General features: G+C 58.7%; 12 protein-coding genes. 9 read left to right on the top strand and 3 right to left on the bottom strand.

Going from position 1 to position 13,263, the window contains the following annotated elements; genetic code table 11:
* Positions 1–12: 12 nt before the first annotated feature.
* The 5 genes from BMY38_RS03460 (at position 13) to gyrB (ending at position 6,673) form a co-directional block, all read left to right on the top strand.
* Positions 13–459 carry a rhodanese-like domain-containing protein gene (locus tag BMY38_RS03460; protein ID WP_092759773.1) on the top strand — a complete coding sequence of 149 codons (447 nt, stop codon included), beginning with the start codon at positions 13–15 and terminating at the stop codon, positions 457–459.
* A gap of 34 nt (positions 460–493) precedes the next feature.
* Positions 494–1,846, top strand: a complete 1,353-nt coding sequence (gene dnaA, locus BMY38_RS03455; RefSeq protein ID WP_092759771.1) for a chromosomal replication initiator protein DnaA — start codon at positions 494–496, stop codon at positions 1,844–1,846.
* 87 nt (positions 1,847–1,933) lie between these two features.
* A complete protein-coding gene (dnaN, locus tag BMY38_RS03450) occupies positions 1,934–3,052 on the top strand; it encodes a DNA polymerase III subunit beta (RefSeq protein ID WP_092759769.1) in 1,119 nt (372 codons plus the stop codon).
* A gap of 6 nt (positions 3,053–3,058) precedes the next feature.
* Positions 3,059–4,159 carry a DNA replication/repair protein RecF gene (recF, locus tag BMY38_RS03445; protein ID WP_092759767.1) on the top strand — a complete coding sequence of 367 codons (1,101 nt, stop codon included), beginning with the start codon at positions 3,059–3,061 and terminating at the stop codon, positions 4,157–4,159.
* Between the two features lie 99 nt (positions 4,160–4,258).
* Positions 4,259–6,673: a DNA topoisomerase (ATP-hydrolyzing) subunit B gene (gyrB, locus tag BMY38_RS03440; RefSeq protein WP_092759765.1), complete on the top strand. Its 2,415-nt coding sequence runs from the start codon at positions 4,259–4,261 to the stop codon at positions 6,671–6,673.
* Positions 6,674–6,867: 194 nt separating this feature from the next.
* On the opposite strand, the gene BMY38_RS03435 is transcribed toward gyrB, so the two are convergent.
* Both BMY38_RS03435 and BMY38_RS03430 read right to left on the bottom strand, forming a co-directional pair.
* Entirely contained in the window at positions 6,868–7,371 is a 504-nt protein-coding gene (locus BMY38_RS03435) for a DUF305 domain-containing protein (protein ID WP_217638778.1), read from the bottom strand.
* A gap of 395 nt (positions 7,372–7,766) precedes the next feature.
* On the bottom strand, positions 7,767–8,666 hold the full coding sequence (locus BMY38_RS03430) for a zinc ABC transporter substrate-binding protein (protein WP_092759761.1): 900 nt from the start codon (positions 8,664–8,666) through the stop codon (positions 7,767–7,769).
* A gap of 60 nt (positions 8,667–8,726) precedes the next feature.
* Between BMY38_RS03430 and BMY38_RS03425 the strand changes: the two genes are divergently transcribed.
* The 3 genes from BMY38_RS03425 to BMY38_RS03415 are packed head-to-tail and all read left to right on the top strand — an operon-like array spanning position 8,727 to position 10,731.
* On the top strand, positions 8,727–9,203 hold the full coding sequence (locus tag BMY38_RS03425) for a helix-turn-helix domain-containing protein (RefSeq protein WP_092761159.1): 477 nt from the start codon (positions 8,727–8,729) through the stop codon (positions 9,201–9,203).
* Positions 9,200–9,946, top strand: coding sequence for a metal ABC transporter ATP-binding protein (locus tag BMY38_RS03420; RefSeq protein ID WP_092761157.1), 747 nt, complete (start codon positions 9,200–9,202; stop codon positions 9,944–9,946). Before BMY38_RS03425 ends, BMY38_RS03420 begins: the two co-directional genes overlap by 4 nt.
* Positions 9,943–10,731 carry a metal ABC transporter permease gene (locus BMY38_RS03415; protein WP_245737485.1) on the top strand — a complete coding sequence of 263 codons (789 nt, stop codon included), beginning with the start codon at positions 9,943–9,945 and terminating at the stop codon, positions 10,729–10,731. Before BMY38_RS03420 ends, BMY38_RS03415 begins: the two co-directional genes overlap by 4 nt.
* Before the next feature lie 78 nt (positions 10,732–10,809).
* Here the strand turns inward: BMY38_RS03415 and BMY38_RS03410 are convergent, their stop codons facing one another.
* A complete protein-coding gene (locus BMY38_RS03410) occupies positions 10,810–11,205 on the bottom strand; it encodes a ubiquitin family protein (protein ID WP_139204643.1) in 396 nt (131 codons plus the stop codon).
* 1,066 nt (positions 11,206–12,271) lie between these two features.
* On the opposite strand from BMY38_RS03410, the gene BMY38_RS03405 reads away from it, so the two are divergent.
* A complete protein-coding gene (locus tag BMY38_RS03405) occupies positions 12,272–13,018 on the top strand; it encodes an SDR family NAD(P)-dependent oxidoreductase (protein WP_092759757.1) in 747 nt (248 codons plus the stop codon).
* Positions 13,019–13,263: the final 245 nt, after the last annotated feature.

Raw genomic sequence — 13,263 nt, 5'->3', positions numbered from 1 at the left:
GTGGGGACATAGATGAAATCGGATGCAGGTCCGCAAATCTCCGAGGTGGGGCCTCGGGAGGCGTGGGAAATCTTGTCGAAAGACGCCGCATCCGTGCTCGTGGATGTCAGGACCGCCGCCGAGTGGAGCTTCGTCGGCACGTCCGACCTGTCGCAGCTTGGCAAGGACGTCATTCGTCTTGAATGGAAGTCCTGGCCAGACATGTCCCCGAACCCGGCTTTCGTCGGGGCGCTGATGCAAGAGGTCGGGGAACTGCCATCCCGCTTCCTGTTCATCTGTCGCTCCGGCGCACGCTCGATGCAGGCGGCCCGGGCCGTCGCCGATGCCCTCTCTGTCAAGGGGACACCGGTTGAATGCATCAACGTGGCCGAAGGGTTTGAAGGTGATCTGAACGAGCATGCACACCGGGGGGGCCTTAATGGATGGAAGGCCCACGGACTGGATTGGCGCCAGTCCTGATGACAACATTCTAGGGGCGAGTAGGGCCGTATTAATGACGAATGACGCATGGAGTCTTGCCAAGGGCGGGATTCGAAAGGACATCGGCGCACATAATTACACGACGTGGATCGAACCACTGTCGTTCCGGTCGATGGAGGAGGGCACATTGTCGCTCGCCTCGCCGACGGAGTTCATCGGCAAATGGGTGATGCAGAACTTTCGCGACGTAATCCTGCGTCACGTCTCGGCCAACGGTGATTCCGCGGCCCGTCTTGTTTGCAGTGCATCTTCGCATGGGGCCTCCAGATCTGCCGCCCCGGCCCAGACCCGCACATCCGACGAATCGACCCAGCGGTCCCGCGCCGGTCAGGAAAACACGCTGGACAAGCGGTTCACTTTCGATGGCTTCATCGTCGGCAAATCGAACGAACTGGCCCATGCCGCCGCCCGCCGTGTCGCCACAGGTGGCCCGGTCAGCTTCAATCCGCTGTTTCTGCATGGCCGCGTGGGTCTGGGAAAGACGCACCTGATGCAGGCCATCGCCTGGGAAATGCAGGAGCAGAACCCCGACAAGCGGGTGATGTACCTGTCCGCCGAACAGTTCATGTATCGCTTCGTTCAGGCCCTGCGCGAAAAGGCCACGATGGATTTCAAGCATCTGTTTCGTACCGTCGACGTCCTTCTGGTCGATGACGTGCAATTCATTGCCGGCAAGGAATCCACCCAAGAGGAATTCTTCCACACGTTCAACGCGCTGGTCGACCAGGGAAAGCAGGTGGTGATTTCCGCCGACCGCAGCCCCGCCGATATTTCCGATCTGGAAGAACGCATTACCTCGCGCTTGCAATCGGGTCTGGTCGTTGACCTGCACCCTGCCGACTACGAATTGCGACTGGGCGTATTGCAACACCGCGTCGACAGTTTCGCCGCCCATAACCCCGATTTTCAACTGGAAGATGGCGTGTTGGAATTTCTCGCCAGCCGCATCACCGCCTCGATCCGAGTGCTGGAAGGGGCCGTAATGCGCCTGTTCGCCTATGCCGATCTCGTCAAGCAGAGCGTTACGATGGAGCAGACGCAGGATGTTCTGGGCGACCTGCTGCGCGTCTCGGAACGCAAACTGACGATCGACGAGATCATGAAAGTCACGTGCGAACATTACTCTCTGCGGATGTCGGACATGACCTCTGCCCGTCGGTCGCGCACTGTCGCCCGGCCCCGGCAGATGGCGATGTATCTGGCCAAGAAGCTGACACCACGGTCCTATCCCGAGATTGGCCGCAAGTTTGGCGGCCGCGATCATACGACGGTTCTATATGCCGTTCGCAAGATCGAGGAGTTGATGATCGCCGACGATCAGATCGCCGAGGATGCGCAGCTTTTGCAACGCAAACTGGAAAGCTGAGCCGCCCGTTTCGGAAAGGTCTGATGGCCGGTTGCGCCGACGTGTTCCGCCGCTATTCTGCCGATCCGATCATCCGAGGTTTGAGCCATGAAATTTTCCATCGAGCGTGCCGCCCTTCTTGACGCCGTCAGTCAGGCGCAAGCCGTCGTCGAACGGCGCAACACCATTCCGATCCTCGCGAACGTGCTGATGGAAGCGGATGGCGACGGCGTCAGTTTCAAGGCCACCGATCTGGATATCGAAGTGATCGACAGGGCCATAGCGCAGGTCGAACGGCCCGGCGGCACTACCGTTTCGGCGGTACTCTTCCATGAAATCGTGCGGAAACTGCCCGATGGCGCGCTGGTCCAGATTGTCGAAGACCAAGCGCAAGGCCGGCTGGAAGTCACTGCAGGACGGTCGCATTTTTCACTGGCGACGCTGGCGAAGGAAGACTTCCCGGTTATGGCGACATCGGACTATGACGCGAATTTCTCCTGCGAGGCCAAGGTGCTGCGGCGCTTGTTCGACAAGACCCGCTTCGCCATCTCGACCGAGGAGACACGGTATTACCTAAACGGCGTCTACTTGCATGTGGCCAATGGCGATGATGGCAAGGCCCTGCGCGCAGTCGCCACGGACGGTCACCGTCTGGCCCGCGTCGATGCCGCCCTGCCGGACGGCGCTGCGGACATGCCCGGCGTCATCGTACCCCGCAAGACGGTCGATCAGGTGCGCAAACTGCTCTCGGACGATGATGCGCAGATCGCTGTCTCGGTGTCGGAAACCAAGATCCGCTTCGCAACGCCCGACATCACACTGACATCCAAGGTCATCGACGGCACCTTCCCCGATTACGCCCGCGTCATTCCGGTGGGCAACACACGTGAATTGAAGGTTGACGCCAAGGATTTTGCCAGGGCCGTCGACCGCGTCGCCACCGTGTCTTCGGAACGCTCGCGCGCGGTCAAGCTGATCTTGGATGAAGATCGCCTGACCCTCTCGGTCAACGCGCCAGATTCTGGTGCTGCGGAAGAAGAACTGGCCGTTGCCTATAATGACGAAAAACTGGAAATCGGCTTCAATGCCAAATACATGCAGGAAATCGCCGCGCAGGTCGATTTCGAGATGGCGACGTTCTTGTTCAACAACGCGGGCGATCCGGCCCTGATGCGCGAAGGCGACGACCTGTCGGCGATCTACGTCGTCATGCCGATGCGCGTGTGATGGCGCGTGTCTGAAGGCGCGGGCTGCGTCACGACGCTGGCCCTGTCGCATTTCCGGTCACATAGATACACACGGCTGGTGTTCGATGACCGTCCCGTCGCGATCCACGGGCCGAACGGAGCAGGCAAAACGAACCTGCTGGAAGCCATCTCTCTGCTGTCGCCCGGTCGCGGCATGCGCCGTGCCGCCGCCGAGGAGATTATTCGCCGTCCCGAGGCCATTGGCTGGAAGGTGACTGCCGACTTGTCAGGGCACGGGGTCGAACTGCGTGCCGAGCCGGGGCAGCCACGGACCACCCGGATCGACGGCAAAACCGTCCCGCAGATTGCGCTGGCCCGACTGGCGCGTGTGTTGTGGCTGGTCCCGTCGATGGATCGACTCTGGCTGGAGGGGGCCGAGGGACGACGGCGGTTTCTGGATCGCATGACGCTGAGCTTCCTGCCCGATCATGGCGAGGCAGTGCTGGCCTATGAAAAGGCCATGCGCGACCGCAACCGTCTGCTGAAGGACGGGGTGCGCGATGACCTGTGGTACGACGCGCTGGAGATGCAGATGGCGCGCCACGGAGCCGCAATTCACGCCCGGCGCCTGGACGCACTGGATCGGCTGGCCAGCGCGCAACAGTCGAATGACCCCTTTCCAGCCGCCAATCTGGCGTTGACGCACCCCGATGACGACGCCCCCCTGACCCAGGATGCGCTGCGCGACGCGCTCGGGCGGTCTCGGCCCCGCGACATGGCAGCAGGACGCGCCCTGGTCGGGCCGCATCGCGCCGATCTGTCGGCTATATACGCCGCAAAGGACATGGCGGCGCGGCTTTGTTCGACGGGAGAACAGAAGGCGCTGCTGATTTCGCTGATCCTTGCGAACGCGCGGGCTCTCAAGTCCGGGACAGGGCAAGCCCCGATCCTTTTGCTGGACGAAGTGGCCGCGCATCTGGACGCTGATCGTCGGGCCGCGCTTTATGCCGAGCTTCTGAACTTGGGCGGACAGGTATTTCTGACCGGCTCCGGCCCCGAACTCTTTGTCGATATGGGACGGGATGCCCTTCATCTGCGTGTCGCGGACGACGCGGGCTGCAGCCGAACGGAGGATATCACGCCTTGATTGTCGGTCGCCGCTGACGCCACAAAATATGGTGCGATTGCCGTGACAATGCCCCCTTGAAACCGTATATGTGGGGGGAAAAGACGGGAAGAAAACCACATGTCAGACCAAGCCCCTAAGCCGCAGGAATATGGCGCGGATTCCATCAAGGTTCTCAAGGGATTGGAGGCGGTTCGTAAGCGTCCCGGCATGTATATCGGCGATACCGACGACGGGTCGGGTCTGCATCACATGGTCTATGAGGTCGTGGACAACGGCATCGACGAGGCCCTGGCCGGTCATGCCACCGAAGTTTCGGTCAAAATTCACGCGGATTCGAGTGTATCGGTGCGCGACAACGGACGCGGAATTCCGGTTGGAATTCACGAAGAAGAGGGCGTCTCGGCGGCCGAGGTTATCATGACCCAGCTGCACGCGGGCGGAAAGTTCGACCAGAACAGCTATAAGGTGTCGGGCGGCCTGCACGGTGTCGGCGTGTCGGTCGTGAACGCCTTGTCGGATTGGCTGGAGTTGCGCATCTGGCGGGACGGCAAGGAACACGTTGCGCGATTTGAGGGCGGATTTACAACCGAACACCTGTCCGTCGTCGGCCCCTCGGACGAGACAGGGACCGAAGTGCGGTTCATGGCCTCGACCGGAACGTTCTCGAACCTCGATTATGTGTTCAAGACACTTGAAAACCGGTTAAGGGAACTGGCGTTCCTGAATTCGGGCGTGAAGATTGTACTGCAAGACGAACGCCCGGCCGAAGCGCTTCGGAGCGAGCTGTTCTATGAGGGCGGCGTCCGGGAATTCGTTCGCTATATCGACCGCAGCAAGACCGCCGTCATGCCCGACCCGATCTATATGATCGGGGAACGTGACGGCATCGGGGTCGAAGTGGCGATGTGGTGGAACGACAGCTATAACGAGATGGTCCTGCCGTTCACCAATAATATTCCGCAACGCGACGGTGGCACTCATCTGGCGGGTCTGCGTGGCGCGCTGACGCGGACGATCAACCTGTATGCGCAGTCCAGCGGGATCGCGAAGAAGGAAAAAGTCAGCTTTACGGGTGACGATGCCCGCGAAGGGCTGACTTGCGTGCTGTCGGTCAAGGTGCCGGACCCGAAGTTTTCAAGCCAGACGAAAGACAAGCTGGTGTCGTCCGAAGTACGGCCCGCCGTGGAAAACCTCGTGAACGAAAAGTTGGCTGAATGGTTCGAGGAAAATCCGCAGATCGCCAAGCAGGTCGTAGGTAAAATCATCGAAGCCGCCTTTGCCCGCGAAGCTGCCCGCAAGGCGCGCGAATTGACGCGCCGCAAGACGGCGATGGACGTCGCCTCCCTGCCCGGCAAACTGGCCGATTGTCAGGAAAAGGATCCCTCCAAGGCCGAATTGTTCCTGGTAGAGGGCGACAGCGCCGGAGGGTCGGCCAAACAGGGCCGGTCCCGTCAGAACCAGGCTGTATTGCCCCTGCGCGGCAAGATCCTGAACGTCGAGCGGGCGCGCTTCGACCGGATGCTGGGGTCGCAGGAAATCGGCACGTTGATTACCGCGATGGGCACCGGCATCGGGCGCGACGAGTTCAATGTCGGCAAGCTGCGGTATCACAAGATCATCATCATGACGGACGCCGATGTCGACGGCGCGCATATTCGGACGCTGCTGCTGACGTTCTTCTATCGGCAGATGCCGCAGATCATCGAGAACGGGCACCTGTATATTGCCCAGCCGCCGCTATTCAAAGTCGGGCGCGGCCGGTCCGAAGTTTACCTGAAGGATCAGACCGCACTGGAAGATTATCTTGTTCAGCAAGGCACCGAAGGTGCGACGCTGCGGCTTCCATCTGGTGAGGAAATTGCAGGCAACGATCTGGATCGCGTCATCCAGGGTGCTCGAAATTTCAAGCGCATCCTCGATGCCTTCCCGACGCATTACCCGCGCCATATTCTGGAGCAGGCCGCATTGGCTGGCGCGTTCGAAGCCGGTAAGGCGGATGCCGATCTTCAGGGTGTCGCGGATTCCGTATCACAGCGGCTTGATCAGGTCGCCGAAGAATATGAACGCGGCTGGCAGGGGCGCATCACGCAGGATCACGGTATCAAGCTGGCCCGTGTTCTGCGTGGCGTCGAGGAAGTCCGGACACTGGATGGCGCGGTGTTGCGCTCCGGCGAGGCGCGTAAACTGGCACAGGTGTCGAGCGAGACGCGGGATGTCTATCGCAACCCTGCCCGTCTTATCCGCAAGGATCGGGAAATCATCGTGCATGGTCCCACCGACCTGCTGAACGCGATTCTAGCTGAAGGGGAAAAGGGCCTGTCGCTACAGCGGTACAAGGGATTGGGTGAAATGAACCCAGGTCAATTGTGGGAAACGACGCTGGACCCTGATGCGCGAACTCTTTTGCAGGTCAAGATCGAGGATATTGCCGAAGCCAATGATGTATTCACCAAGCTGATGGGGGATGTGGTCGAACCACGGCGGGAGTTCATTCAGGATAATGCCCTGTCTGTGGAAAACCTCGATTTCTGATAATGTCGTCGAACCTGTATTTCTTAATACAGAATTGCGCACCAACCTGATTAGTCATTCTTGCGATATTCGGAATTAGTTTAATCGCAATTGCAGTGGTTAAACATCTGCCGTTTATATCCGGCATGGCATTCCATGCCGGATATATCTTGCCGAAAGTCTAATGGGCGTGAGTTTCGCCGAAAAGCTTCAACTTACCCCTTTTTTCCATACCAGTCATGCCGCCAGTCGATCATCTTACCGACCTCTTGGCACTGAGCGTCAATGATCTGCCGCGCCATGGTCTTGATATCTTCATTTGTGCTTTGCTTAAGCGCCACTGCCGCCATTTCGATAGCAGAGGCGTGATGAGGCAATTGCGAATCGATGAATGCCCTGTCGAATGGCGTCTTCTGGGCAAGCTCGCTGGAGCTGTCCATACCATGCATACTGCGTTCATGAGGATGGGGTTCAGTAGCGACCTTTTTCGACCCGTCGATATCATCGAGGATCGATTGTAACTTTTCGATCTCTTTTTTCTGATCTTCGATCATACTCTTGGCGAACTTTACAAGTTCCTGATGCTCGCCCTTGTCTACAGCGACTTCTGCCATGGAAATGGCCATTGAATGGTGCGCAGCCATCATGTCGATAAAGCGAAAATCGGAGTATTCTCCGTTATGGATAAGGTTGGCGGGTGCTTGATTTTGGGAAGTCATCATATTTCTCCGGCTTTAGGGGATGTAAACTTCGATAACCGGTCGTGGGTTCCTGAGGCGATTGCATCAAACCCCATCACACTGAACTGCATCCATTATACTGATCGCGGCAGCTGCTACCGCATGCATGGCCAACGAATACCTTACGTCGGCATGGGTTGGGATGCTGATGTACGGCTCAATTGTCGGAATTTTCTGGCACCGAGCCAAGGTTGAAACTTCAAACCCGCACCCATCTGGTGAGGCTTATGCGGAACGCGACAGCAGGCCGGAGGGCGGCCTTTGGATACGCTAATCGCTGTCATGACCTGCATATCGCAGACACTCAGCTTTACAGTGGTTGAGTGGTTTAATTGCGGGTCTCATGTCCCTCCCGGGGAAATCATCGAAACGTTTTATTCGGCCAGACAAGTCTCGAAAGAAAGGGACATGTTTCGAAGCAATGTCGGATAAAGCTCTTTCCCGGGTTTGATAATTGCGCCCAACGGATCGAGGGTACCAGCGCGCACTGACGTCCCTTCCATCAGGGTCTTGACGATGCCGGAATTGAACTGAGGTTCCGAAAACACGCAAACAGCCCGAAGGGCGACGATCGCGCTGCGGAGTGCTGCTACCTGCGCCGCAGAAGGGGGCGCTGCGTCCCCGACAGAAATCGCCCCGACCGACTTCAGTCCGAAACGATCTTCGAACGGGCCGTAAGCGTCATGAAAGACCACGAAGCCGCGATCTTTAACGCCATTCAACCGGGTCTGGATTTCCATTGCCAGAGCATCCAGCTCTGCCTGACCGGCTTCTGCATTGGCAGCATATATGATGGCGTTCTCCGGGTCGGCTTTGGCCAGGACATCGGCTATCGCAGCAAGCCAGATCTTGCCGTTAGCAGGGTCGAGCCATGCATGGGCTTCTCTTTCGCGCAGGTCAGGGTCGCCGGCGCCGCGGTTTTCATCGCCCTGATCGACCTTGGAGGCATCTGCCGCCTTCGGCAGGATATCAAGAAGTTCGACCGTGATGGCATCATCGGCCAGCGTTTCGATTGCATCGCCCAGCCAAGGCGTCAGCACGTCGCCAGCCCAAAAGACAATCTCCGCCCTGTCTAGCGCATCTGCTTCGGACGGGCGCATGGAATACCCATGCGGCGTCACACCGGGCGGCAGCATAAGGCCCGGAGTTCCGACGCCATCCATTACCCGGGCGACCATCGAATGCACAGGACCGATATCGGCCAGAACGGCAGGAGGTGCCGCCAATGCGGGTAAAGTGATGCACGACAGAACGGCGGCAAGACGGACGGTCATTATGGTCTCCTGACTGAATACAGCATTGCTAGATTGTATGTTATAACATATCAAGTCTTCATGACACCCATCGGATTTGAAAAACATGACCATGCCGACTGTATTGATGCCGCAATCGCGGCAATCGATGTGCAATGCAATATCAACGACCTGCATCTGACTCCGGTCCGTCGGAGGGTTATGGAAATACTGCTCAAGGAGCACCGGGCCGTCGGGGCCTATGATATCCTCGATGTTTTGCGGACTGACGGGATGAGGGCGCAACCGCCCGTGGCATATCGTGCGCTCGACTTTCTGGTGGGGCATGGTTTTGCACATCGGGTCGAGCGTCTGAATGCCTTCGTTGCCTGTACCGCGCCCGGTCAGCCTCATGCTCCGGTCCTTCTGATCTGCCGGAACTGCAACGCCGTGGCAGAAGCCCATGCCGACGCAGGCGCAGCCTTTGGCCAAGCCACGACGGGTGCGGATTTCACAGTCGAACGCGCCGTGATGGAGGCGGAAGGCCTGTGCCCCGTTTGCCGGGGCAGCGCATCGTGAGCCTGATCTCCGTCGAAGGTCTTGAGATACGTCAGGGAGGCCGCCAGATCCTGCATGATGTCACGCTGGCCGTTCGCAAAGGTGAAATCGTGACTATCGTCGGGCCAAACGGGTCGGGCAAATCCACTCTGCTGCGTGCCATGATCGGGGCGATCAGCCCCAGTGCAGGTCGGGTTGTCCGGCAGGAAGGGTTACGGATCGGCTATGTCCCGCAAAGCCTGCCGGTGGATCGCAATCTGCCGCTGACTGTGCGTCGGTTTCTGAGCTTGCCCAAACCTGTAAGCGACAGCGCGGCAAAATCTGCACTGGACCGTGCCGGTCTTCCGCAAGTGGCACGCGCACAGCTTGGCGCGCTATCGGGGGGGCAGATGCAACGGGTTCTTCTGGCCCGCGCCCTGTTGAACGATCCACAGATTCTGATTCTGGACGAGCCGACGCAGGGCCTGGATCAACAGGGGTCCGCGGCCTTCTACCGCCAGATCGAAGCGATCCGCAGCGAAACCGGCTGCGCCGTCCTGATGGTCAGTCACGAACTGCACGTCGTTATGGCCGCATCAGACCGGGTTATTTGCCTGAACGGTCACATCTGTTGCGAGGGTCACCCCGAACAGGTCGCATCCGCCCCCGAATACCGCGCCCTGTTCGGGACCGGCACCCAAGGCGCACTGGCGCTGTATCGACACGAACACACCCACGATCATCATCATCATCATCACGATCATTCGGACGAGGTTGCGGAGTGATCCTGTTCGACAGCTTCCTGGCGCGGGCAGCCATAGCAGGCGCGGGCGTGGCCATCGCAGCTGCACCGCTGGGATGTTTCGTCGTCTGGCGACGCATGGCGTATTTCTCCGACGCGACAGCGCATGCGTCCATCCTCGGGGTGGCCCTAGCCCTGACTTTCGATGCGCCTGTCTTCGCAGGCGCCATGGTCGTCGCTTTGCTGATGGCACTGCTGATCTCGACGTTGAGCGGTCGGGGGATGGCATCGGACACCGCGCTTGGTGTCGCTGCCCATTCTGCGCTTGCCGTCGGACTGGTCGCCGTCTCGCTGCTTCCCGACGTGAGAATCGATATCGTCGCTTACCTGTTCGGTGACATTCTGGCCGTCGGACACGGCGATATCGCGATCATCTGGGGCGGAGCCACAATAGTGCTGGGATTGCTGTCATGGCGCTGGTCGGCGTTGCTGACCGCGACGCTGGGATCTGATCTGGCCCATGCATCGGGCGTAGATCCACGTCGGGAACAGCTGATCCTGACGCTTGCCCTCGCCATCGTCGTAGCGGTGGCGATCAAGGTTGTCGGCGCATTGCTGATCGGAGCGCTTCTCCTGATACCGGCTGCGAGCGCGCGACGCTTTGCGGCAACGCCCGAAGCGATGGCGCTCATCGCATCCGGAATCGGTATCGGATCTGCGGCTCTAGGAGTCTGGATTTCGTGGATTTTCGACACGCCGACGGGACCGACCATCGTCTGTGTCGCCGCCGCCGCGTTCATTGTGTCGTCAGTCGCCAAGCGGGCTTAGACCACTGGCAAAGGATTTACCGCCAAGACCGCACAGTTCCTGCGGGTGCATGACGGAGACGAATATTTCCGAACACCTCTAGGGAAAAAATGAAAGGATGATGCGGTCACCGTCCTGCATAACGTAGTCGACACCTTCGTTGTTTTCGACACCGTTGACCTTCATGTTCAGTTTGCTGCCATAGTCGTCGAAGGACTTGCCCCAAGTCGCGAAAAACGTTCCCAGACTGATGTCTTCTTGCCTGACCGTGCCCGAAGCTTCGACGTGAACGGTGCCGTCCGGATCATGGGTGTGCAGCCCGGCCATCCCTGAGCGACGGTTAAAGTTGGGGGCGCCGACAAAGGCCGGGCCGACCCCGATATTGGGCGAGACTTCCCTGCGAACGCCGTTCACATACAGCTCGACTGTCGAGTGCCAGTGCAGCCCGTTCTCGGAAATGATATCAGGATCGTTGTCCTCAGGCGGCAAGGCCATCCAATAGATCGCAGCAACGGCCGCAATTCCCACGGCACCGGCAATAGGTATGAACTTGTTCATTTCAGTGTCCTTCGATTGTTTTCAAGTTTTTTGATTTTGGTCGCTGCACTCGGCCTCTGCATACCATCCTGATCTATCGCCACGTTCCGACCGGTGGCACATGATCCAGCAATGATCATCCAAATTTTCCAAAAGTGAAAATATTGCTGCAATCCAAAAGGTTATAGATAAAGCTGTCCGATCATTCCGGTGAAGACCATCAAAACCGTAACACTGCCAGAAATCCTTTAGAGGATGTATCCTGACTTTCCAATGCGACGGATCCATACTGCGACAGCTTCGGCAGGAAGCGCCGCGTGCCATGTGTGACGTCTGTTCTGTCTGCTCCGAGTCCAACATGATGGCCCCGCGGAACAGGACACAAAGCCAGACACCAAAAGCGTGGCGCAGGGCGACAGGGGAGATCCCTGCCACGGGATGTCCCATCCCGAATAATCCACAGTGGCAACCTCTCTCAAAAGATGTACGGACCGGAAAAGGTGCCGTCAGGATCGCTCAGAAGGAAAATCGGAAGATGGGTTTTTGAGCGACTGAAACACAACTCCATCGAGCCGAAGTCCCCTTGGGGGTTCTGCACGGAAACGGCGACGGATCGGGGCCAGAACTTCCAACGCTCTGTTTGAAGCTCCTGGCGACCTCTTCGATCCACAGGAATGCTGGAACTCCGTTAAGGCTGCTGGATATGCCTCAGGTTAAAAGCAAAATGCTTTAGGCAGGTGAAATAATCTGGCGCGGATCAGGTATCCGTTGTGCAAACGAAAATACTGGCATACTAGTATGCAATATGAGGCGAAGACGATCCACCGTAGAGCGGTCCATTCACCAGAACTGCTGGCAGCAGACGTGGTCAAAAGGCGCCATCCCGATCGATGGTCCGGGACACGCCTGCAACCTGTATTGTAACGATAACGAAGAACGCGCCCGCCGCGTCGTCGCCCCATGACATTCGACGGCGGATCTTAAGATCCCGCGTCTGTGACTACTAACAACAAGGATTCCAAAGATGACACTCAGCGGCAAGACAGCAATCGTAACAGGCGGCGGACGCGACATCGGGAAGGCCTGCGTGATGGCTCTGGCAGCCGAGGGCGCGAATGTGGTGATCAACTATCACTCCAGTTCGGTCGGGGCCGACAGCGCCGTGAAGGAGATCGAAGCGGCGGGTGGCAAGGCGCTGGCCCTCAAAGGCGACCTGACCGATCAAAAGGATGTCGACGCCCTGATCGCCAGAACGGTCGAGACCTTTGGTGCGGTCGATGTTCTGGTCAACAACACCGGCGGCCTGGTAGCCCGCAAAACCATCGCTGAAATGGACCTGGCTCATTGGAATGCGGTTATGGACCTGAACCTGACGTCGGCCTTTCTGATGATCAAAGCCTGTCTGCCGCATATGTCGGCGGGCAGCGCCATCGTGAACCTTGCAAGTCAGGCAGGACGCGATGGAGGCGGACCGGGTGCGGTGGCCTATGCCACGTCGAAGGGCGCGATGATGACCTTCACACGCGGTCTGGCCAAGGAACTGGGGCCAGATATTCGGGTCAATGCGATCAATCCAGGCATGATCGACACCGACTTCCACAATATCTTTACCAAGGATGCGGTGCGCGCCAACGTCGCCAACGCCACCCCGCTGAAGCGCGAGGGGCGGCCCCAGGAAATCGGTGATCTGGTGGTATTTCTGGCGTCGGACAAGTCCAGCTTCATGACCGGCACCAGTATCGATATAAACGGCGGGCTTTTGATGTCCTGACCCTCAGATCGGCTGAGGATGTCTCGACCGTCTCTCGATATTGGGGGACGGTCTTGACTACATTGGCGGACATCGCCGCCAGTACCGCATCCGGGAGCCATCCGGTACTGACGGTGCCTTGCGTATCTCTGTGACATGGTCGTCGATCCTGCTACACGCCTCAACAGGATATCGTCATCGGATAACTCCATTGCTGCTGAATCAGGATCGCGATCGCGCGCACGAAGGCGCCTGCGACGGCCAGC

Source organism: Jannaschia helgolandensis, assembly GCF_900109285.1.
Taxonomy (GTDB): domain Bacteria; phylum Pseudomonadota; class Alphaproteobacteria; order Rhodobacterales; family Rhodobacteraceae; genus Jannaschia; species Jannaschia helgolandensis.
This window is presented reverse-complemented; position numbering and strand designations above follow the sequence as displayed.

Coding starts and splice junctions, on each gene's coding strand:
- BMY38_RS03460 (WP_092759773.1), top strand. CDS start 13: ATGAAATCGGATGCAGGTCCGCAAATCTCCGAGGTGGGGCCTCGGGAG.
- dnaA (WP_092759771.1), top strand. CDS start 494: ATGACGAATGACGCATGGAGTCTTGCCAAGGGCGGGATTCGAAAGGAC.
- dnaN (WP_092759769.1), top strand. CDS start 1,934: ATGAAATTTTCCATCGAGCGTGCCGCCCTTCTTGACGCCGTCAGTCAG.
- gyrB (WP_092759765.1), top strand. CDS start 4,259: ATGTCAGACCAAGCCCCTAAGCCGCAGGAATATGGCGCGGATTCCATC.
- BMY38_RS03435 (WP_217638778.1), bottom strand. CDS start 7,371: ATGACTTCCCAAAATCAAGCACCCGCCAACCTTATCCATAACGGAGAA.
- BMY38_RS03430 (WP_092759761.1), bottom strand. CDS start 8,666: ATGACCGTCCGTCTTGCCGCCGTTCTGTCGTGCATCACTTTACCCGCA.
- BMY38_RS03425 (WP_092761159.1), top strand. CDS start 8,727: ATGACACCCATCGGATTTGAAAAACATGACCATGCCGACTGTATTGAT.
- BMY38_RS03410 (WP_139204643.1), bottom strand. CDS start 11,205: ATGGCCTTGCCGCCTGAGGACAACGATCCTGATATCATTTCCGAGAAC.
- BMY38_RS03405 (WP_092759757.1), top strand. CDS start 12,272: ATGACACTCAGCGGCAAGACAGCAATCGTAACAGGCGGCGGACGCGAC.